This is a genomic window from Streptomyces sp. NPDC002088, assembly GCF_040296605.1.
Classification (GTDB): domain Bacteria; phylum Actinomycetota; class Actinomycetes; order Streptomycetales; family Streptomycetaceae; genus Streptomyces.
In genome coordinates, this window is the sequence record NZ_JBEOXO010000033.1 from 1 (window position 1) to 20,824 (window position 20,824).

Here is a 20,824-nt window from a genome sequence, read left to right on the forward strand (position 1 = left end):
GCCTGGGCACGCCCGACGACTTCAAGTTCCTGATCGACGCCCTGCACCGGGCCGGCATCGGCGTCCTCATGGACTGGGTCCCCGCGCACTTCCCGAAGGACGACTGGGCACTGGCACGGTTCGACGGGGACCCGCTCTACGAACCCGGGGACTGGCGGCGCGCGGAGCACCCGGACTGGGGGACCTACGAGTTCGACTACGGGCGCGTCGAGGTGCGCAACTTCCTGGTCGCCAACGCGGTGTACTGGTGCGAGGAGTTCCACATCGACGGGCTGCGGGTGGACGCGGTCGCCTCGATGCTCTACCTCGACTACTCCCGGGACTCCGGCCAGTGGGAGCCCAACGTCTTCGGCGGTCGGGAGGACCTGGCCGCGAAGGCGTTCCTCCAGGAGATGAACGCGACGGTGTACCGGCGGGTGCCGGGGGTCGTCACGATCGCGGAGGAGTCCACCGCCTGGGACGGGGTGACCCGGCCCACCGACAGCGGCGGTCTCGGTTTCGGGCTGAAGTGGAACATGGGCTGGATGCACGACTCGCTGGAGTACATCAGCCACGAGCCGGTCCATCGCAAGTACCACCACAACGAGATGACCTTCTCGATGGTGTACGCCTACAGCGAGAACTTCGTCCTGCCCATCTCCCACGACGAGGTGGTCCACGGCAAGCAGGCGCTGGTGTCGAAGATGCCGGGCGACTGGTGGCAGCAGCGCGCCAACCACCGCGCCTACCTCGGCTTCATGTGGGCCCACCCCGGCAAACAACTCCTCTTCATGGGCCAGGAGTTCGCCCAGGGCGCCGAATGGTCCGCGGCCCACGGCCCCGAGTGGTGGCTCCTCGACCCCGCCTACTCGGCGGAGGCCGACCACCGCGGCGTACGCGACCTCGTCCGCGACCTCAACACCGTCTATCACCGCACCCCCGCCCTCTGGCAACGCGACACGCAGCCCTCCGGCTTCCAGTGGGTCGTCGGGGACGCCGCCGACGACAACGTCTTCGCGTTCCTGCGATTCGCCGCGGACGGCAGCCCGTTGCTGGCCGTGTCCAACTTCTCCCCCGTCGTCCGGCACGACTACGCCCTGTGGGTCCCGGACACCGTTGCCACCTGGCGGGAGACGCTCAACACCGACGCCGGGCGCTACGGCGGCGGCGACGTCACCCACCCCGAACCGGTCAAACAGCTGGACGGCCGGATCACGCTGACGCTGCCGCCGCTGGCGACGGTCTGGCTGACGCCTTTGGACTGAAGATCATCGGGGTACTCGGGTGCGTCGTAGCCGCAGCAGACCCACAGAAGGGCCGCCCAACGTGCGCACCGTCGGAGTGGAGGAGGAGCTCCTCCTGGTCGCCCCGGAGACCGGCGAACCGCAGGCGCTGTCCGCCGCCGTCCTCGCCCATGCCTCGCGGTACGGCGCGGGCGAGGACGTCTTCGAGAAGGAACTGCACGACCAGATGCTGGAGTTCGCCACCCATCCGCAGTCGGACATGGCGGACCTCCACGCGGAGATCGTCCGCTGCCGTGCGGAGGCGGCCCGGCACGCCGGGGAGATCGGCTGCGCGGTCGCCGCGCTGGCCACCTCACCGCTGCCGGTCAGCCCTTGCATCGGCATGGGCCGGCGCTACCAGTGGATGGCGGAGCAGTACGGCATCGCCACCCGGGAGCAGCTCGTCTGCGGCTGTCACGTCCACGTGTCCGTGGAGTCCGACGACGAGGGCGTCGCCGTCATCGACCGCGTCCGGCCCTGGCTGTCGGTGCTGACGGCGCTGAGTGCCAACTCGCCCTTCTGGCAGGGCGGGGACACCAGTTACAGCAGCTACCGCAGCCGGGTGTGGGGGCGCTGGCCGTCGGCCGGGCCGACCGAGGTCTTCGGCTCCGCCGAGCGGTACCACAGATGCGTCGCCGACATGGTGGCCACCGGCGTCATCCTCGACCGGGCGATGGTCTACTTCGACGCCCGCCTGTCCCAGCGGTACCCGACGGTGGAGATCCGGGTCGCGGACGTCTGCCTGCACGCGGACACCGCCGCCCTGGTCGCCACCCTCGCCCGGGGGCTCGTGGAGACCGCCGCCCGCGAGTGGCAGGCGGGGCAGGAGCCCGTGGAACACGGCGTGAGCCTGCTCCGGCTGGCCACCTGGCAGGCGGCGCGTTCCGGTCTGACGGGCGAACTGCTTGACCCCAGGACCATACGGCGCAGGCCCGCCGAGGCAGTCGTACAGGCGTTGCTGGAGCATGTGGCGCAGGCCCTCGCCGACAGCGGGGACCTCGACCGGGCGCGGGCGGCCTGCGCCGAGTTGCTGGGGCGGGGCAACGGGGCGCGAGTGCAGCGCGAGCTGATGAAGCGGACCGGGAGCCTGCGGGAGGTCGTCGTGGAGTGCGTACGGCTCACCCAGGAATGAGGCGGTGCCCTCGCGGCCGGCCCACGGAGATGATCACGGCTCGATTACTTCTCAGTTCCCGGCACTATTCGGTCTCTCCTGGGCTAGATTCGACCACCGTCGATAACAGTTCACATAGGCGGAGTCACTCCCCGTACACCCCAGGAGCAGCGCATGCGCGACTTCGCCCTCGCTCCCCCGGCCACCCCATCCCTGACCGGCGGGCTCGCCGACAGCGTCTTCGATACGGCGGCCCGCAACCCGGCCCTGCCGCTGCTCGCACGCCGCCGGGACGCCTCCGCCTCCGCCGCCTGGGAGGAGGTGACCGCCGTCGAGGTCCGGGACGCGGTGGTCGATCTGGCCAAGGGGCTGATCGCGTCCGGGATCTCGCCGGGCGCCCGGGTGGCGATCATGGCGCGGACCCGTTACGAGTGGACGGTTCTCAGCCATGCGCTGTGGGCGGTGGGCGCCGAGGTGGTGCCGATCCATCCCTCCTCCTCACGCGACCAGGTCGAGTGGATGCTGCGCGACTCGGGCTGCGTGGGCGTCGTCGTCGAGGACGAGCAGAGCGTCATGACGGTGGGCTCGGTGTGCGCGGGGCTGCCGATGCTGCGGCATGTCTGGCAGCTGGATGCGGGGGCGCTGGAACAGCTGGTGGAACGGGGCGAGTTCATCCCGCTCACCACGGTGGACTCGCTGCGCCGCATCGTCCTGCCGGACTCCACGGCGGTCGTCGCCTACACCTCGGGCACATCGGGGCGCCCGATGGGCTGCGCGCTGAGCCACCGCAGCCTGGCGAGCCCCTGCGACACGCTGCTCGAGGGCTGGGGCCACACGGCGGCGCCGCCCGGGGAGCAGCCGGCCATCCTCGCCTTCCTGCCGTTCTCCCACGTGTACGGCCTCATGATCCAGGGCCTGTGTCTGCGCGGTGGCCTGCTGATGGGCCATGAACCGGACCCGAGCGAGGCCTCCCTGTCGTCCGCGCTGCGCTCCTTCCGGCCCACGTACTTCTACGCCGTTCCGTCGGTCTTCGAGAAGCTGTACAAGAACTTCCTGCGTACGGCCCAACAGGCGGGCCGTGGATCGCTGTTCGAGCGGGCCGCCGAGACGGCACGGGACTTCGCGGCGGCCACCGAGCGTCAGCGAGTGGGCCGGGGTTCGGGTCCCGGTCTCGACCTGCGCCTGCAACACGCCCTGTACGAGCGGACGGTGTACCGCAGGCTGCGTGCCGCACTGGGCGGCCGGGTGAGCCGCGCGTCCTCGGGCGGCTCACCGCTCAACCGCGACCTCTCGCTCTTCTACGAGGGCATCGGCATCTACGTGCACGACGGCTACGGCCTCACCGAGACCGGCGGCGGCATCACCATGCAGCCGCTGGGCCGGGAGAAGTCCGGGACCGTCGGGCAGGCGCTGCCCGGCACCGACATCCAGGTGGCCGACGACGGGGAGATCTTCGTACACGGCCCGTCGGTCTTCCAGGGGTACGTCAACGACGAGGCCGCCACGCGGGCCGCGCTGCGGGGCGGCTGGCTCGCCACCGGGGACCTCGGGCAGCTGGACTCCGAGGGCTACCTGACGATCACCGGCCGCAAGAAGGACATCATCATCACCAGCGGCGGCAACAGCGTGGCCCCTGCCCCGCTGGAGCAGCGGCTGCGGATGCATCCGCTCGTCCACCAGGCGGTGGTCGTGGGCGACGACCGCCCCTGCGTGGGCGCGCTGATCACGCTGGACCCGGAGTTCCTGGCGCACTGGCGGGCGGCGCTGACCCTGCAGAGCGACCTGCCGAACCGGGAGGCCCGCGAGGAGAACGCGCTGCAGGAGGAGATCGGGCGCGCCGTGGCCGCGGCCAACAGCGCGGTGTCCCGCGCCGAGTCCATCCGGGTGTTCCGGGTGCTCCCGGAACCGTTCGACCAGGCCAACGGGTTGCTGACGCCGTCGCTGAAGCTGCGCCGGGACGCGATCGTGCGGCACTACGCGTTCGAGATCGACGCGATGTACCAGGCACGCTCGCGCCTGCCACGGCCGAGCACGCCGGAGGAGGTGCTCGGCTGGGACGACTCGGACAACGTGTTCCGGTAGGGGCCGGTTGCCTCAGCGCCGCCGGCCGCGGCCCATCGAGGCGCCGCCCACGCATCCGAGTTCCCCCGAACCGCGGACACAGCCGCGCCGAGCGCGGAACCTCACTGCCCGGAAGTACGGCTCCCCGCGGGACGCGTCGCCGCCCGGCCACCCGCCCCCAGCAGCCCGGTGGCCTCGATGTCCTCCAGGCGGCCGTCGGCACCGCCCAGCCGGCTCTGCAACGCCACCAGCCCCGGCAGCAGGGGCCGTACGGCCGCCACCGCGCGCAGCCACGCCTGGCCGTACACGTGCGTGGACCGCCGCTCGATGCCGCTGACCAGCCGGTCGGCGACAGGTCGACCGGGCAGAGCCTGGAGGCGGGCCAGGGCATGCCCGCCTTGATCCGGCGCAGGGCGCCGTGGGCGTCCGCCTCCTCGGTCATGCCCGTCTCCGCCCAGCTCAGATAGGCGATCCCCACGCCGACGCCGCGCGGGCCGACCTCGGCGCGCAGGACGTGCGCGAACGCCTCCACGCCGCTCTTCGAGGCGCAGTATGCGGACAGCAGCGGGGCCGGGGCCAGGGCGGCGGACGAGGCGATCTGCAGGTGGTAGCCCCGGGTGTCCAGCAGCGCCGGGAGGAAGGCCCGCGCGGTGATCGCGCCGCCGATCAGGTTGACCTCCACGATGCGCCGCCACAGCTGCGGATCGCACCGCTGGAACGGTCCCGCCTCCGCCACTCCCGCGTTCGCCACCACCACGGACGGTGTGCCGAGCCGATGCCCGACCCACTCGGCCGCGGCGGCCATGCCACCGTCGTCGGTGACGTCGACCTGCCGGTACACGGCGGACCCGGCCGGCAGCGAGGCGGCCACCCGGGCCAGTTCCTCCTCCAGGCCGAGCAGGGCCACCCGTGCTCCTCTTGTGGCCAGGGCACGGGCCACGGCCGCGCCCAGGCCACGGGCCGCCCCCGTCACCACCGCGATCCGACCGTGCAGTACCGATGCCCCGGCCATTGCGGATGTCCCGGTCATGTCGAACCCCTCCCCCTCGTCACGCCGACCGCTTCCGACGGATTGTCGGGCCACGTACGCTCCGTGGCCAGGGGGCGTCCCGCCGTGTTCCGACGACGACCCAGAAGGGATCACCCATCCGCCTGCCGCCTCGGACGCGTACCCGGCGCACCCCCGGGAACTCGCAGGGGTGACGGAGCGAGGGACGTATGGGAAGGGACGACAGCCCTGCTGGCACCAGGGCCGGGAGAGGCGACATGGCAACCGATCCGCGTGGGGACGGAACAGTGGCTTCCCAGGACATCGCGAGCCGCACCGTCGGCTTCGTGGGTGTGCCTGCGGACGTGACGAGTGCGCGCCTGGCCGCGGAGGACTTCCTCCGTGAGCTGGCCGGTGTCTCACCACCCGCGGCCGCGGAGTGCTGGCACGACATCGTGCTGATCGTCACGGAACTGGCCGCCAACGCCGTCCAGTACGCGCCGGGCCCCTTCGAACTGCGCCTGCGCCGGACGTTCGACGGCGTGCACGTCACGTTGCACGACACCAGCACCACACCGCCCGCGCCCCGTCCCTTCCACCCCAGCACCGGTGGTGGCGGAATCGGCTGGCACCTGGTCCACGCACTGTGCACCCAGGTCAGCGTGGTGGCCACCGACCGGGGCAAGGACATTCACGTCTTCCTCCCCTGGTGAGTCGGGCACGCGCGTACGTGCGCGGGGACGGTGCGCCGACCCGGACCCGCCTCCGGGCGGGCCCACCGGGCTCAGTCCGTCGCGGTCCTGGGCGTGGCGAGCCGCTCGTAGTGCTCGCCGACGGTCGCCAGGTACCGCGGATCCCTCGTCTCGCTGTCGATCCGGAACCGGGGAGCCGCCTTGACCTCGCCTCCGGTGCAGGCCAGCGAGACCTTACGGGCCTGAGGGTCGATGCCGGCGACGATGCCCGCCGGTACGACGGCACTCCTGCCGAACAGCCAGACACCGGTGTCGACGACCAGGTGCCGCATGCCATGGGGTTCGGCCTGCCGGTCCACGTGTCCGATCGTGCCGTCGGTCGCGACGACGGCGTAGCCCGTCAGGTCCTGCCCCTCGACGTGACCGCTGTCCGGTGCGTACGACCAGATTCTGCCTGTGGCCACACTGCTCCTTCCTCTTCCTCCCGGGCGTTTCGTGCCCGTGCGGGCGGACGGTCGGCACCCGCCTGTCCCACAGCACCAAATACCCTTTCCCCGCACGCGCATTCGGGCGTGGGACCATCGCGCGCGGGAGCCGTGGTGTCAGCGGAGGTCGAGGCGGGCGCGTGTGGTGGTTCCGCGCTTGTCGGTGTTCGTGCGGCACCGGCTGGGGGGGCGTATGCGCAACTGACCGTCGTACGGCTCCCGGTGACGACGACTGGATGGTCGCGGTACGACAACCGCCCCGTCTCCAACAGCGTTTCCAGGCCAGGCATTTGAGACGGACATCCCTCTATTTCCGCGCGCCGGACATGAGATGCGGAACTCGGGGCAGGCGGATGCCGTCAGCAACAGCCACGACGAACGGAGTGGGCGGCATGGATGCCGTGACGGCAGTGGAGCAGACGGTCACGGACGATCTCCGGGGAGAGCTTCCGCTCATCGACACTCCCTCGCAGGTCAGCCCGAAGGACGCACGCGAGCTCTCGCGCCGGTTCTTCGACCGCCTGGCGGTGCTGGAGGAGGGCACGCCCGAGCACCAGTACGTGCGCAACACGCTGATCGAGATGAACCTGTCCCTGGTGCGCTACGCGGCCTCCCGCTTCCGCAGCCGCGGGGACTCGATGGAGGATGTCGTCCAGGTCGGGACGATCGGTCTGATCAAGGCCATCGACCGGTTCGAGCTGTCCCGCGAGGTCGAGTTCACCTCGTTCGCCGTGCCCTACATCGTCGGCGAGATCAAGCGCTTCTTCCGTGACACGAGCTGGGCCGTCCATGTCCCCCGACGGCTGCAGGAGGCCCGGGTCGAACTGGCCAAGGCCACCGAGGAGCTCCAGACCCGGCTGGGCCGTATGCCGACCACGCGGGAGTTGTCGCAGCTCATGTCACTGTCCGAGGAGGAGGTCATCGAGGCGCGCAAGGCGTCGAACTGCTACACCTCCTCCTCCCTCGACGCGGCCCTCACCTCCGACGGAGGCGCGGAGGGCGAGTCCGTGCTGGCCGACTTCATCGGCGAGGAGGAACCAGCGCTCGAACTGGTGGAGGACTTCCACTCCTTGGCGCCCCTCATCGCCGAACTCGGCGAGCGGGAGCGGCTGATCATCCATATGCGTTTCGTCGAGGAGCGCACGCAGGCGGACATCGGCAAGGAGCTCGGCATCTCTCAGATGCACGTGTCCCGCCTGATCAGCCGCATGGTGCGGCGGCTGCGCACCGGGCTGCTGGGCCCCGAGGTCGCCTGACGGACCGTTCAGGGGGTGGTTCTCGGCGGTCCCGTTCATGGACTCGTCCGGCATGAACATCGTCGTGCGGGTGTACCAGGAGGCCCGCGACGTGTCGGGGAGGCTGCACATCGTCTCCCCCGCCCCGGCGGTACGGCGGATCCTGGACCTCACCGGTGTCAGCATCACCGTGCCCGTCTCCGAGAGCGTCGACGACGCCCTCGCCCTCGTCGACGGACAGCCGGCGGGCGCACCGGACCAGGAGGGCCGACCGCGCCCCGCACACCGGGTACGGGGCGCATGCGGCCCGGGCCGGCCGGACCGGAACACGCGTAGATCGCCCGTACTTCGGTGCTCCCCACGCGCTTCGGCGCTCGAACAGGCAGACTGAGGATTCGTTCATTCGTCTGCATGCCGCACCCGGCTGGCGGGAGGAGCTCGGGCGCGGTGGGATCGAGAGGTGCGAAGCAGCGACCGGCGGGCACGCGAATGACGTCGCGGCAGACCGCCTGGAGCCGCAGAAGGGATGAACCATCGTGACACGACCCAGGATCCTGGTGGTGGGTGCGGGCTTCGCGGGAGTGGCGTGCGTACGACGCCTGGAGCGGAAGCTCTCCCCCGGCGAGGCCGACATCACCCTGGTGACACCGTCCGCCTACCAGCTGTACCTGCCGCTGCTGCCCCAGGTCGCCTCGGGTGTGCTGACGCCCCAGTCGATCGCGGTCTCCCTGCGGCGCAGCGAGAAGTACCGCACCCGGATCATTCCGGGCGGCGCCATCGGCGTGGACCTCAAGGCCAAGGTCTGCGTCATCCGCACCATCACCGACAAGATCGTCGACGAGCCCTACGACTACATCGTGCTGGCCCCGGGCAGCGTCACCCGCACCTTCGACATCCCCGGGCTCACCGATCACGCGTTCGGCATGAAGACGCTCGCGGAGGCCGCCTATATCCGCGACCACGTGATCACCCAGCTGGACCTCGCCGACGCCAGCGACGACCCGGCGGAGCGCGCCTCACGGCTGCAGTTCGTGGTGGTCGGTGGCGGGTACGCGGGCACCGAGACCGCCGCCTGCCTGCAACGCCTCACGCACAGTGCCGTCAAGCGTTACCCGAGGCTGGACCCGTCCCTGATCAAGTGGCATCTGATCGACATCGCCCCGAAGCTGATGCCCGAACTCGGCGACAAGCTCGGCCGCAGCGCCCAGGAGATCCTGGGCCGGCGCGGGATCGAGATCTCGCTGGGCGTCTCCATCGAGAAGGCCGGTCCCGAGGAGGTCAGCTTCACGGACGGCCGGGTGGTGCCCACCCACACCCTGATCTGGACCGCCGGGGTGGTCGCCAGCCCGCTCATCGGCACGCTCGGCGCGGAGACCGTCCGGGGACGGCTCGCGGTCGACGCGAAGATGAACCTGCCCGGCCACGACGGGGTGTTCGCACTCGGCGACGCCGCCGCCGTCCCCGACAGGGCCAAGGGCGACGAGAACGCGATCTGCCCGCCGACCGCCCAGCACGCCATGCGGCAGGGCAAACGCGTCGCCGACAACGTCATCGCGACGCTCCGCAACCAGCCGCAGCGCCCGTACGTCCACAAGGACCTCGGCCTGGTCGTCGACCTCGGCGGCAAGGACGCCGTCTCCAAGCCGCTGGGTATCGAGCTGCGCGGCGTACCGGCCCAGATCGTGGCACGCGGCTACCACTGGTCGGCGCTGCGCACCAACGTCGCCAAGACGCGCGTACTGACCAACTGGACGCTCAACGCGATCGCCGGCGACGATTTCGTACGCACCGGATTCCAGGCCCGCAGGCCGGCCAAGCTGAAGGACTTCGAGCACACCAACAGGTACATGACGCCCGAACAGGTGCGCGCGCACCTGGCCAGGACGGATTCACCCGAGCAGTGACACGGCACGCGGCGCGTCCGAGTGCCGTGAGCCGGGAGAGAGTACGGCGGGCGTGAGGGCAGGCGAACGGTCGGTCCGGACCCGGCTGCGGGACCACGTCGCGGCGTCCGATCCCGGGCTGCTGCGGTACGCCGCCGGGCTGCGGACGGTGGGCGCCATCGCCCTCACCCTCGCTGTGCTCGCCCTGCTGCATGCCGACGTGCCCCATCTCGTGGCGGGGGCGATCGCGGCGATGGTCGCCACGTTCGCCATCCGGGAGAAGCAGCGCGACCGGCAGGCCGTCACCCTGGCGGTGGGCCTGCCGGTGGCCCTGGCCTCGGTGACGCTGGGCGCGCTGCTGAACTCCCGGGTCGTGGTGGGCGACCTCTTCTTCGTCGTGCTCATCTTCTGTGCCGTCTACGGCCGCCGGTTCGGCGACCGCGGGACGGCGCTGGGGCTGATCGGCTTCCAGATCTACTTCCTGTCTCTGTTCGTCGGCGCCACGGTCCCGGCCCTGCCCGGGCTGTACGGCACCATCGCTGTCGCGTTCCTCTCCAGTGCCGTGGTGCGGTTCGTGCTCGTGCCCGAGACCCCCGAGGGCGTGCTGGACCGGCTGCGCCAGGCGTTCCGAGCCCGGCTCGCGCAGCTGGTGTCCGCGCAGCTCGAGCTGCTCGACGCCGGTCCCGACGAGATCGAGAAGGCTCTGGAGCATGTGCGCAGCGGCACCGCGCGCCTGCACGAGACCGCGATGATGATCCAGGGCCGGCTGGAGGACGGCACGTCCGACGCGTCGGTGGCGCGGCTGCTGCAACGACGTATCGCCGACGCCGAGGTCGCCGCCGAGCGGCTGGGGCTCCTGCTGCTGACCGCGCGCAGCACCGAGCGCGCGGACACGCTCACGCTGCACCTGCCCGGCGCGCCCGTCCCGTCGGGCGGCCATCTGCCGGTGCGGGAGGAGGCCACGGACCTGCTGCGCCGGGATCTGGAGGTGCTGCGCGTGATCGTCCTGCGCCCGGTCTCCGGAGAACAGGGCACCGGGCTGGCGCATGTGCGCAACCGGCTCCTCGGCTACCGGGACGAGGAGAACCTGCCGCCCGCCTCACCCGCCGTCAAGGACGTCTTCCGAGGCATCGGCGAGGCGGCGCGGGCGGTGCTCGGGCTGCGGATCGCCCTCGACGGGCCGCAGGACGAGTCCGACGACACCCCCTCGACGACCCGCTCCCGCGAGGAACTGGACGCGGAGGATGCCGCCATCGCCGGTGCCGAGGAGGGCGAGCCGGAGGAGGCGGCCAAACCGACCGGGCTGGACCGGCCCACCACTCGGGCGGCCGTACAGGTCGCCGTGGGGTCGGCGCTGGCCATCGTGGGCGGGGAGTTTCTCTCCAGCCAGCGCTGGTACTGGGCGGTGCTGACCTGCTGGATCGTGTTCATCAACACGGCGTCCACCGGCGAGATCCTGGTCAAGGGGTACCGCCGGCTCATGGGGACCGTGCTGGGCGTGGTGGCCGGCATCGGGCTCGCGGGACTGGTCGGCCACCACACCTGGACGGCGTTCGCGCTGGTGCTGGTCTGCGTCTTCGCGATGTTCTACACGGCTCCGCTGTCGTACACGCTGAGTTCGTTCTTCGTGACGGCGGCGCTGGGGGTGCTCTACACCCTGCTGCACACCTACAGCATGTCGGTCCTCGTGCTGCGGGTGGAGGAGACGGCGCTCGGGGCGGCCTGCGGGGTGATCGCGGCGGCGGTGGTCCTGCCGGTGCGCACGGCCCGCCGTACGGACGAGCTTCTCGTCACCGTGCTGGACCGGCTCGCCGAGGTCACGGACGCGGCGGTCGGGCAGCTCAGCGGCGGGGCCGATGGCGACCTGCTGGACAAGGCGCGCGAACTCGACCAGGCGCTGGCCGAGCTGCGCGCCGCCACCCAGCCGCTGACGCATCCGATCACGCCGCTGCGGGCTCGGCGGAACACCGCCCAGTACGTGGTGGCGCTGCTGGAGACGTGCGCCTATCACGCGCGCACCCTGGCGGCGGCCGCCGAGCTGCTGCCCACCCACCCGTCGATCGCGGCGGACCCGCGGCTGCGGCGGGCGGGGCAGCGCGTGATGCACAACATCGCGGCGATCGCCGCGCGCGTCGCGAACGAGGAGGGCGCCCCCGAGGTCCAGGTGGAGACCGGCCCGAGCATCGCGTCCCTGCTGGGGCCCGACGTCACCCCCCGGTACGGCCGGATCACCGACCGGGTGCTGCGCCACGTACAACGCCTGGACGAGGCAGTGATGGGCCTGGCGCGCCCCCTGGGCGTTCCGGTGGCGACACCCGAGCGATGACCGACGGGCTGCCGGGCTGCCGGGCATCAGACCCCGACCCGGCCGGTCGCGACACATGCCGGCAGCGCCGGGCCCACGGGGGTGTCGGCGAAGGAGCGGAGTGTGTCGTCCAGCCTCTTCACTCGCGCTGCTCCAGCACCTCGTCGCGCACGCGGGCGCAACTGCGGCTGATGAGGCGGGAGACGTGCATCTGCGAGATGCCCAGCCGGTCGGCGATCCGGCTTTGCGTCATGTCCTCGAAGAAGCGCATGTAGAGGATGGCGCGCTCGCGTTCGGGCAGGTGGCGCAGGCCTTCCTTGGCGGCCTCGCGGTCGACCACGACGTCGTACGCGGTGTCCGGCGCACCCAGCGTGTCCGCGAGGCTGTAGCCGTCGTCGCCGGAGGAGAGTTCGGCGTCCAGCGACAGGGTGCTGAAGCTCTCGAGTGCCTCCAGGCCCGCACTCACCTCGTCCTCCGTGAGCCCGGTGTGGGCGGCGATGTCGGCGACCGCGGGTTCGGGGGTACCCGGGTGCTGGGTGAGTTCGCGGCGGGCGACCCGCACCTTGTTGCGCAGCTCCTGCACCCGGCGGGGCACGCGCAGTGCCCACATCCGGTCGCGGAAGTGACGCTTGACCTCGCCGGTGACGGTGGGCACGGCATAGCTCTCGAAGGCACCGCGGGACGGGTCGAAACGGTCGACCGCCTTGACCAGCCCCAGCGCCGCCACCTGCCTCAGGTCTTCCAGGGATTCGCCACGGTCACGGAACCGGCCGGCGATCCGGTGGGCCATGGGCAGCCACTCCGCGACGAGTTCGTCGCGGACGGCGTCCCGCTCCGGTCCCTCCTTCAGTTCGGTCAGACGGGTGAACAGGGCTGCCGTGTCGGGGGCATCGTCGTGCGGGCGCCCGGCCTGCGTGGTGGGGCGAGCGGGCACGCCGGGGCGGCTTGTCGACATGTCGATGAGCATGCGGATTCTCGCTCCTGAACAGGTGGTTTCAGGGACTTGCCGCGGGAACGGCTCCGCTCGGACGGCCCGAAGGCGCCGGGACGGACATACCGCTCCCGCCGGCGCGCCTCCGGTCCGAAGCACGAACCTCCGTCTGCCCTGCCTCCTCGGGGGCAAACTCGACCTCATGGGAAAAGCGCCCGGAAGACTCACGGAACGCACGAGCGCTCACCGGAAACAGTGCTCAGAAGACGGGCACCACGGCGGTGATCCGCTTACCGCCCCTCGGCAGCTCCGAAACGCGCACGTCCCACGACAGCCTGCACACGATCGGCCAGCCGCGGCCCCCGGTCCGGCAGCGCCCCCGGACGCCTGCGGAGGGAGTGACCACCGGCAGTCGCTCACTGCGGTCACAAACGGAAACGCGCACACCCCGCCCTTCCACACCGACGTCGAACCCCGTCACGCCGCCGCCGTGCAGGATGGCGTTGGTGGTCAGTTCCGAGGCGACGAGGAGCGCGTCGGCGAGGGCGGTCTCGTCGCACGGCGAGCCCGCGGCCCGGCACTGCCTGTCCACCACGCGCCGCACGGCGCTGCGGACGTCGGCCGGGCTGCATGATTCCCCCTCGCCGGGGCCTGTCGTCCCGGACGGCCCGTGCGAGTAGTCCGGGCCTCGGGCGGGCTCGGTGGCGGGTCCGGTCGGGTGCTTCGCACGCATCGTCGCGCTCCCTGAGTGGTCGAATGACCGAGTGATCGACCGACCGAGTGATCAAGTGACCTGATGATCAAGCGATCGAGGAAGCCTCCTCCATTCGCCTCACCTGAAGGGAGTCCGTCAAACCTGCCGTTCCCGGACGGGGAGCTTCGTCATCGACGGGCGCAATGGGGGTAGTCGGATGACATGACGGATGTCGTGGACTCGGACGAGCTGTTGCGCCGTATGCACCGAGCCAGGGCCTGCGCCCAGCAGGAGGCGCGGACCTGGCGGGCGCGGAGCGGGGACATGAGTGCGACCGATCCGGACGGAGCGCGCGAGGCGGCCGTACGGACGCTGGCCTACGAGGCGGTGATCAGGGTGATGGACGAGATCCTCACCCCCGGCAGGCACCGCGAGGAGGCCTGACGTCCACGGCGCACCGCTGCCGCACGGCCGTCGGCCGGAAGGCGCCCGTCGGCCTCCGGCCACCGCCGTACCGGCGCGGCGCTCCGGTGCGCAGGTCGTCGCGGCGGACGCCAAGGGGAACCGGTACCAGGAAGGGAAACGAGTGAAACAGGTCACGCAACCGGGTTTGAGTTACGCGAATTCCCCCTGAATGGTTTAGCGTTCACTCATACGTGGTGACGGAGTCGACCGTACCGTCCTCTGTACACCACCGCGTTACGGCCCTGGCTGGCCTCCCCCGTCCAGCCAGGGCTTTTCACTGCCCGGACCGCGGCCACCGCTCCTCGGCCGGTTGAACGGCGAGGGACCTGGGTAACTGCTCCTACCACCCCCACCCGCGTGCCGACGGATCACCTCCGGTGCACGTCCCGCCGAGGTGCCCGAGACGTCGGCAGCGGCTGAAATGGGGCATAGGGGAAACACCGCGAGCGGTGGCACACCGCCGCGCGGCCGACCTCCCTCCACTTCGCCGGCGAGGAGCCCCGCGTCATGACCAAAGCGACAAAACTCCTGACCGCCCTGCCCCAGCCCCAGCGCCAGCGCCTGATGTCGCTCGCGCGGGAGGTCTCCTTCCCCGAGGACACCCGCATCTTCGAGTCGGGGGGCACCGCCGACCGCTTCTGGGTGATCCGCTCCGGTGCCGTCTCCCTCGACCAGCAGGTCACGTCCGCGCGGCGGGTGACCGTGGCCAGTCTCGGGGCGGGCGACCTGCTCGGCTGGTCCTGGCTGTTCCCGCCGTACGTGTGGGACTTCGGCGCGGAGGCCTTCAGCCAGGTACGCGCCTACGAGTTCGACGCGCAGCCCGTGCGGGACCTGAGCGAGGAGGATCCGCAGCTCGGGCTGGTCCTGGTGCGGACCGTCGCCGAGATCCTCGCCCACCGGCTGGAGATGACCCGGGGCAAGCTGATGGAGCAGTACACGCTGCACCGGCGCAGCGTCCCGTAGGGGCTGAAGGCGGGGCTTCAGATGCGGTAGCGACGCAGGGCGGGCACCGCGGCCGCCAGCCCCAGCATGATGGCCACGACCAGGAGGCCGCCACCCGCGACGGCCGCGCGGGGGCCGAAGGCGGAGCCGGCCGTGCCGTGCAACACGTCGGCGATGCGCGGGCCGCCCGCGACCACGACCGTGAAGACGCCCTGCATCCGGCCGCGCATCTCGTCGGTGACGGCGGACAGCAGGATCGCCCCGCGGAACACCATGGAGACCATGTCGGCGACCCCGGCGACAGCCAGGAACACCACCGCGAGCCACAGGTTGCGGCTCAGTCCGAAGCCGGCGATGGCGGCGCCCCAGGCGACGACCGCGCCGATCACCATCCAGCCGTGCCGGCGTGCCCGGGAGAACGTGCCGGAGAACAGCCCGCCGGCCACCGCGCCGACGGGGATCGCCGCGAACAGCAGACCGAGCGCGAGCCCCTCGCCGTAAGGGGCGTAGGTCTGCGCGGCGAGCTGCGGGAACAGGGCGCGCGGCATGCCGAAGACCATCGCGATGATGTCGGCGAGGAAGGACAGCAGCAGCACCTTGTGCGCGGAGATGTAGCGGAAACCGGCCGCGATCTCGCGAACGCCCGCGCGTCGCGCTGCCGCCGCGAGCGGCGGGAGCGAAGGCAGCCGGTAGACCGCCCACACCGTGACGCACAGCGCCACCGCGTCGATGAGATACAGCTCGGGCAGGCCGATGACAGGGATGAGGACGCCGGCCAGCAGCGGTCCGACCACCTGCCCGGTCTGCATGACGGTGGAGCCGAGGGCGTTCGCGGCGGGCAGCTCGTCCTCGGGGACCAGCCGGGCGATCGAGGCGTTGCGGGCCGGCGCGTTCAGACCCCAGAACGCCTGTTGCACGGCGAGCAGGATCATCAGCGCGGCCACGGAGTCGAGTCCGACGGCCGCCTGTACCCAGAACAGGAGCGAGGTGACGGCTATGCCGCAGTTGGTGATCAGGAGCAGCTTGCGGCGGTCCACGGTGTCGGCGACCGCGCCGCCCCACAGCGCGAACACGATCAGGGGCAGCAGACCGGCGAGGCTCGCGAATCCGACCCAGGCCGAGGAGCCGGTGATGTCGTAGATCTGCTTGGGCACGGCGACGGCGGTGAGCTGGCTGCCGACGGCCGTGACGATCGTCGACGACCACAGCCGACGGTAGGCCGGGCGGCGCAGGGGGCGGGTGTCCATGGCCCAGCGGCGCCAGCCGCGCCGGGGCGGCGCCGGAGCCGGGGCCGCTGTCTGTGCATCGGTACTGCTCTCGCTCGTGTCCACGTGCTTCCTGGTTGCTCGTTACATCTTTCGGGTCCGGGGATCACTATCGCAGCACCGGCTGTGGCATCGGAGTTCGCAGTCTCAGCTTGCGGCGATGTAGTGCCGGCGGCCGAGGCGCTGGGCACCTGAGGCCTGCCCTTCGGATCAGGCCGCCGCCAGCCGGGCCGCCGCGCTGTCCAGCAGCATCTCCAGCGCCGTCGGATAGGCGCTGGTGACCATGCGGGTCGCCAGCAGGGGTGCCGCCTCCGCGATGCGGGGGTGCGTGGTGGCCGGCAGGTGGGCGTAGGTCGAGCGCCACTTGTCCTCGTCAGCGCGCAGCGCGGCGCGGGGCAGGGCCAGCGAGGCCGCGTCGAGGGCGGCGAAGGCGAGGGTCTGGTCGATGAAGGCGTGGTAGATGCGGACCGTGTCCGGCAGCGGGAAACCGGCGGTGCGCAGGACGTCCAGGACGGCCTCATCGGCGGCCAGTTCGTGGGTGCGGCCCGTGACCCGGCTCGCGGTGAGCAGGGCCGCCTGCGGGTGGGCGACGTACGCGGCGTGGATGCGCAGCCCGATGGTGCGCAGGTCGGTCCGCCACTCCCCCGACGGCCGCCAGCCGCGCAGGGCCCGTCCGATGAGGGCGTCGCCGATGGCCAGGGTCAGGTCGTCCATACCCCGGAAGTACCGGTACAGCGTGCTCGGGTCGCAGTCCAGGGCCAGGCCGATCCGGCGGGCGGTGAGTCCGGCGCTGCCGTGCTCGCTCAGCATCCGCAGCGCCGTGTCGACGATCAGCCGCTCGGACAGCACGGTGCCGCTCCGGGTGGGCCGGCGTCGGCGCCGCTTCTCCTCGGGCACCACCGGTTTGGGCATCACCGTCTCCTCTCCTCGCCTGCATGCTTATGCCAACGCCATTGACCTTACGACGGAGGGCGGCGTTGTATCTCGACCGGGGCCCCACGTCTTTCGTTCACTCGAGAAGGAGTTCTCGTCATGCGTGTGCTGCTCGTGGGAGCCGGTGGTGTGGGTACCGCGATCACCCGGATCGCGGCCCGGCGGTCGTTCTTCGACGCGATGGTGGTGGCCGACTACGACCCGGCGCGGGCCGAGGCCGCGGTCGCGGCCCTCGGCGGCGACGCGACGCGGTTCCGCGCCGAGCGCGTCGACGCCGGCGACGAGGAGGCGGTGGCCCGCCTGCTGCGCCGGCACGCCTGCGACGTACTCCTCAACGCCACCGACCCGCGCTTCGTCGAGCCCCTCTTCCGGGCGGCCCTGAGCACCGGCGCCACCTATGTCGACATGGCGATGTCACTGTCCCGGCCGCATGCGGAACAGCCGTACGAGAAGTGCGGGGTCAAGCTGGGCGACGCACAGTTCGCGCAGGCGGCCGACTGGGAGAAGGCGGGCGCGCTGGCCCTCGTCGGCATGGGGGTGGAGCCGGGCCTGTCGGACGTGTTCGCGCGGTACGCCGCCGACGAACTCTTCGACGAGATCGAGGAGATCGGCATCCGCGACGGCGCGAACCTCACCGTCGACGGCCACGACTTCGCGCCGTCCTTCAGTATCTGGACCACCATCGAGGAGTGCCTGAACCCGCCGGTGGTCTACGAGGCCGATCGCGGCTGGTTCACCACCGCGCCCTTCAGCGAGCCCGAGGTGTTCGACTTCCCCGAGGGCATCGGCCCCGTCGAATGCGTGAACGTGGAGCACGAGGAGGTGCTGCTGGTACCGCGCTGGGTCGACGCCCGCCGCGTGACCTTCAAGTACGGCCTGGGCGAGGACTTCATCCGCACCCTCAAGACCCTGCACCTGCTGGGCCTCGACCGCACCGACCCGGTGACGGTACCGGGCGCCGACGGGCCGGTCGCGGTCTCGCCGCGGGACGTCGTCGCCGCCTGTCTGCCCGACCCGGCGACACTGGGCGAGCGCATGCACGGCAAGACCTGCGCGGGCACCTGGGTTCGGGGCGTGAAGGGCGGCGCGCCGCGCGAGCTGTACCTGTACCACGTGGTCGACAACCAGTGGTCGATGGCGGAGTACGGCTGCCAGGCGGTGGTGTGGCAGACCGCCGTCAACCCCGTCGTGGCCCTCGAACTCCTCGCCACGGGCGCCTGGACCGGCGCCGGCGTCCTCGGTCCGGAGGCCTTCCCGGCCCGCCCGTTCCTGGACCTGCTCACCGCGTACGGCTCGCCGTGGGGGATCCGGGAACACTGACTCCCGCACCACGCAACACCGTTGTTCTCAGGGAAAGGGTCGCCCGGCCGGGCCGCGAAGGGCCGTGATCGACACTTGTGAGGACGCAGAGCGCTGGTCAGATCCCGGTTGGCCGCCCGCGCGGCACGGGGTGGGCGACGCCGGTGCCGAGGTCACGGCGGGCGCGGCGCCCGCGGCGACCGCGCCGCCGCCGCATCCGGTGACCAGTAGGGATGCGGCGGCAACCAGGGCGACCCGAGGGGTGGTGTGAGTGATCACGCGTCGACCATGGCCGACGCGTGTGAGGAACTCGTCAGGATCTACGGCTTGTTCGGCTTGCCCTCGCTGTAGAGCCAGGTCTGGAACAGTTTGTCCAGGTTCTTTCCGGACTCCCGCTCCGCCAGGCGCTCAAACTGCGCGGTCGTACCGTGTCCGGCGCGGTGCTCGGTGACCCAGGCGCGCAGGATCCGGTAGAACGTCGGGTCCCCGACGGCGGTGCGCAGCTCGTGCAGGGCCATGGCACCGCGGGCGTAGACGGGTGTGTCGAAGATGTTCGCGCCGCTGCCGGGGTCGGCCGGCGGGAAGTCCCACAGGTCGTCGCTCGCCCCGCGGGAGTAGAGGTCGTCGAACGTCTCCTGCGCGCTGTCGCCGCCGTGCTGCTCGCTGTAGAGCCATTCGGCGTAGGTGGCGAAGCCCTCGTTGAGCCAGATGTCCTTCCAGCTGGTGAGGGAGACCGAGTCGCCGAACCACTGGTGGGCGCTCTCGTGGACGAGGGTGCTCGTGCTGGGCGCGGAGTCGTACACGGGCCGTGTCTGGGTCTCCAGGGCGTAGCCGACGTCCGGGGCGTGGTCGACGATGGCACCGGCGGCGCGGAACGGGTACGGGCCGAAGACCTTGCTCTCCCACTCCAGCACGCACGGCAGCTTCTTCAGCACGCGTGCGGTGTCGGTCGCCTCGCGCGGGTCGACGGCGTTGTAGACCTTGATGCCGTCGCGGGTCGTGTATTGCTCGACCTTGAACTTCCCCACGGTCGCCGTGGCCAGGTAGGCGGCCATGGGCTCGGACTGGCGCCAGCGGTACGTGGTCTTCCCGTGGGCGGTCCGCTTGCCGAGGTAGACGCCGTTGGCGACCGCGGTCCGGTTCTCGGGGACGGTGATCGTGAAGTCGTAGGAGGCCTTGTCCCTGGGGTGGTTGTTTGCCGGGAACCAGGTCATGGCGCCCTGCGGCTCACCGGCGACGAAGGCTCCGTCGTCGGTGGGGATCCATCCGTCGAGGGAGCCGTCCGGGTCGGTGACGGGTCCGGGGGTGCCGCTGTAGGTGACGGTGACGCGGAACTCCTGCCCCTTGCGCAGGGCATGGCGCGGAGTGACGACGAGTTCCTGTCCGCTGCGGCTGAAGTCCGCCTTCACCTGGTCGACGGTGAGGCCGGTGACCTTCAGGCCCTCGAAGTCGAGGTCGAAGCGGGTCAGTGACTCGGTGGCGCGGGCGGTGAGGACGGCCGTGCCGTCGAGGTGGCGGCTCGCCGTGTCGTAGGCGAGCGTCAGGCCGTAGTGGCTGACGTGGTAGCCGCCGTTCCCGGCGAGCTTGAAGTACGGGTCTCCGGCACCGGACGCGCCCGTGGTGCCCGCCGCCGCGGGCCCGGCGGTCGCGAGCAGGGCCGCGACGGCGACGGGGACGGTAGCGACGACGGCTCCGCGGCCGAGGAGGGCACTGCGTCTGGTGGACTGCTGCCGGATGTGCCTCACATGCGCTCCTTGGGGGTGGCGATGATCAAACCCCCTCAGACTAGGGGGCCATCCGCCCGGTAAACCCCCTCGTTCAGGTCAAGTCACGCGGCGTCACCCGATGCGCCCGTATTACGCTCGGCAGCACCACTGCTGCCCCCGTGGAAGGCCCCGAGCATGAGCGTGCGTGTGCGCCGCGTCTACGAACCGCCGGAACCCGACGACGGCGTGCGCGTCCTGGTCGACCGGCTGTGGCCGCGCGGCCTGTCCAAGGACGCGGCACGGGTGGACGAGTGGCCCAAGGGCCTCACCCCGTCCGCCGAGCTGCGCCGCTGGTACCACGCGGGCGAGGGGGCGTACGAGGACTTCGCGCGCCGTTACGAGGCGGAGCTCGCCGCGCCCGAAGCGGCCGAACTCCTCGATCGGGTACGCGAGTCGGCCGGCAAGGGGCCCGTCACGCTGCTGACCGCCTCGAAGTCCCCCGACCGGAGTCACGCGACCGTCCTGGCCCGTCTCCTCGAGGCCTGAGGAGACGGGCCGTCGGGTCGG

At 71.3% G+C, this 20,824-nt stretch carries 17 protein-coding genes and 2 pseudogenes; 12 read left to right on the forward strand and 7 right to left on the reverse strand.

Features of this window, described 5'->3' with window-relative positions; translation table 11 throughout:
* The 3 genes from glgB to ABT114_RS42720 form a co-directional block, all read left to right on the forward strand.
* Positions 1 to 1,244 (forward strand): 1,4-alpha-glucan branching enzyme (gene glgB, locus ABT114_RS42710; RefSeq protein WP_351150401.1); only part of this gene is annotated, 1,244 nt, incomplete at its 5' end.
* Between the two features lie 61 nt (positions 1,245 to 1,305).
* Positions 1,306 to 2,394 carry a glutamate--cysteine ligase 2 gene (locus ABT114_RS42715; RefSeq protein WP_351150403.1) on the forward strand — a complete coding sequence of 363 codons (1,089 nt, stop codon included), beginning with the start codon at positions 1,306 to 1,308 and terminating at the stop codon, positions 2,392 to 2,394.
* 153 nt (positions 2,395 to 2,547) lie between these two features.
* Positions 2,548 to 4,455 (forward strand): AMP-dependent synthetase/ligase, encoded by a 1,908-nt coding sequence (locus ABT114_RS42720; RefSeq protein ID WP_351150406.1) that lies wholly within the window; start codon positions 2,548 to 2,550, stop codon positions 4,453 to 4,455.
* Positions 4,456 to 4,556: 101 nt separating this feature from the next.
* On the opposite strand, the pseudogene ABT114_RS42725 reads toward ABT114_RS42720, so the two are convergent.
* Positions 4,557 to 5,446: pseudogene (locus tag ABT114_RS42725) on the reverse strand (short-chain dehydrogenase/reductase).
* Positions 5,447 to 5,700: 254 nt separating this feature from the next.
* Here ABT114_RS42725 and ABT114_RS42730 point away from each other — a divergent pair.
* The gene (locus ABT114_RS42730) at positions 5,701 to 6,135 is read left to right on the forward strand and encodes an ATP-binding protein (protein ID WP_351150408.1); all 435 of its coding nucleotides are present in this window, start codon (positions 5,701 to 5,703) and stop codon (positions 6,133 to 6,135) included.
* A 71-nt stretch (positions 6,136 to 6,206) separates the two neighbouring features.
* Here the strand turns inward: ABT114_RS42730 and ABT114_RS42735 are convergent, their stop codons facing one another.
* Positions 6,207 to 6,578 carry a PRC-barrel domain containing protein gene (locus tag ABT114_RS42735; RefSeq protein ID WP_351150411.1) on the reverse strand — a complete coding sequence of 124 codons (372 nt, stop codon included), beginning with the start codon at positions 6,576 to 6,578 and terminating at the stop codon, positions 6,207 to 6,209.
* 413 nt (positions 6,579 to 6,991) lie between these two features.
* On the opposite strand from ABT114_RS42735, the gene ABT114_RS42740 reads away from it, so the two are divergent.
* The 4 genes and pseudogenes from ABT114_RS42740 (at position 6,992) to ABT114_RS42755 (ending at position 12,043) form a co-directional block, all read left to right on the forward strand.
* The gene (locus ABT114_RS42740) at positions 6,992 to 7,855 is read left to right on the forward strand and encodes an RNA polymerase sigma factor SigF (protein WP_351150414.1); all 864 of its coding nucleotides are present in this window, start codon (positions 6,992 to 6,994) and stop codon (positions 7,853 to 7,855) included.
* 22 nt (positions 7,856 to 7,877) lie between these two features.
* A pseudogene (locus tag ABT114_RS42745) lies at positions 7,878 to 8,084 on the forward strand (STAS domain-containing protein); the annotation flags it as partial.
* A gap of 283 nt (positions 8,085 to 8,367) precedes the next feature.
* Positions 8,368 to 9,738, forward strand: coding sequence for an NAD(P)/FAD-dependent oxidoreductase (locus ABT114_RS42750; RefSeq protein ID WP_351150586.1), 1,371 nt, complete (start codon positions 8,368 to 8,370; stop codon positions 9,736 to 9,738).
* A 52-nt stretch (positions 9,739 to 9,790) separates the two neighbouring features.
* Complete coding sequence (locus ABT114_RS42755; protein WP_351150417.1) at positions 9,791 to 12,043, forward strand: FUSC family protein; 2,253 nt, start codon at positions 9,791 to 9,793, stop codon at positions 12,041 to 12,043.
* Positions 12,044 to 12,161: 118 nt separating this feature from the next.
* Here ABT114_RS42755 and ABT114_RS42760 read toward each other — a convergent pair whose 3' ends face one another.
* Positions 12,162 to 12,989: a SigB/SigF/SigG family RNA polymerase sigma factor gene (locus ABT114_RS42760; protein ID WP_351150419.1), complete on the reverse strand. Its 828-nt coding sequence runs from the start codon at positions 12,987 to 12,989 to the stop codon at positions 12,162 to 12,164.
* Positions 12,990 to 13,212: 223 nt separating this feature from the next.
* Positions 13,213 to 13,686, reverse strand: a complete 474-nt coding sequence (locus ABT114_RS42765; protein WP_351150422.1) for an ATP-binding protein — start codon at positions 13,684 to 13,686, stop codon at positions 13,213 to 13,215.
* Between the two features lie 183 nt (positions 13,687 to 13,869).
* Here ABT114_RS42765 and ABT114_RS42770 point away from each other — a divergent pair, with 183 nt between their 5' ends.
* Positions 13,870 to 14,091 carry a hypothetical protein gene (locus ABT114_RS42770; RefSeq protein WP_351150424.1) on the forward strand — a complete coding sequence of 74 codons (222 nt, stop codon included), beginning with the start codon at positions 13,870 to 13,872 and terminating at the stop codon, positions 14,089 to 14,091.
* A 528-nt stretch (positions 14,092 to 14,619) separates the two neighbouring features.
* Positions 14,620 to 15,075, forward strand: coding sequence for a cyclic nucleotide-binding domain-containing protein (locus ABT114_RS42775; protein WP_351150427.1), 456 nt, complete (start codon positions 14,620 to 14,622; stop codon positions 15,073 to 15,075).
* Positions 15,076 to 15,092: 17 nt separating this feature from the next.
* Here the strand turns inward: ABT114_RS42775 and ABT114_RS42780 are convergent, their stop codons facing one another.
* Both ABT114_RS42780 and ABT114_RS42785 read right to left on the reverse strand, forming a co-directional pair.
* The gene (locus tag ABT114_RS42780) at positions 15,093 to 16,385 is read right to left on the reverse strand and encodes an MFS transporter (RefSeq protein WP_351150429.1); all 1,293 of its coding nucleotides are present in this window, start codon (positions 16,383 to 16,385) and stop codon (positions 15,093 to 15,095) included.
* 144 nt (positions 16,386 to 16,529) lie between these two features.
* A complete protein-coding gene (locus ABT114_RS42785; RefSeq protein WP_351150432.1) occupies positions 16,530 to 17,231 on the reverse strand; it encodes a TetR/AcrR family transcriptional regulator in 702 nt (233 codons plus the stop codon).
* A gap of 120 nt (positions 17,232 to 17,351) precedes the next feature.
* Here ABT114_RS42785 and ABT114_RS42790 point away from each other — a divergent pair, with 120 nt between their 5' ends.
* Positions 17,352 to 18,572, forward strand: coding sequence for a saccharopine dehydrogenase family protein (locus ABT114_RS42790; protein WP_351150435.1), 1,221 nt, complete (start codon positions 17,352 to 17,354; stop codon positions 18,570 to 18,572).
* A 299-nt stretch (positions 18,573 to 18,871) separates the two neighbouring features.
* Here ABT114_RS42790 and ABT114_RS42795 read toward each other — a convergent pair whose 3' ends face one another.
* On the reverse strand, positions 18,872 to 20,287 hold the full coding sequence (locus ABT114_RS42795) for a M1 family metallopeptidase (RefSeq protein ID WP_502988499.1): 1,416 nt from the start codon (positions 20,285 to 20,287) through the stop codon (positions 18,872 to 18,874).
* 165 nt (positions 20,288 to 20,452) lie between these two features.
* On the opposite strand from ABT114_RS42795, the gene ABT114_RS42800 reads away from it, so the two are divergent.
* Positions 20,453 to 20,803 (forward strand): DUF488 domain-containing protein, encoded by a 351-nt coding sequence (locus ABT114_RS42800; protein WP_351150440.1) that lies wholly within the window; start codon positions 20,453 to 20,455, stop codon positions 20,801 to 20,803.
* The last annotated feature ends 21 nt before the right edge of the window (positions 20,804 to 20,824 follow it).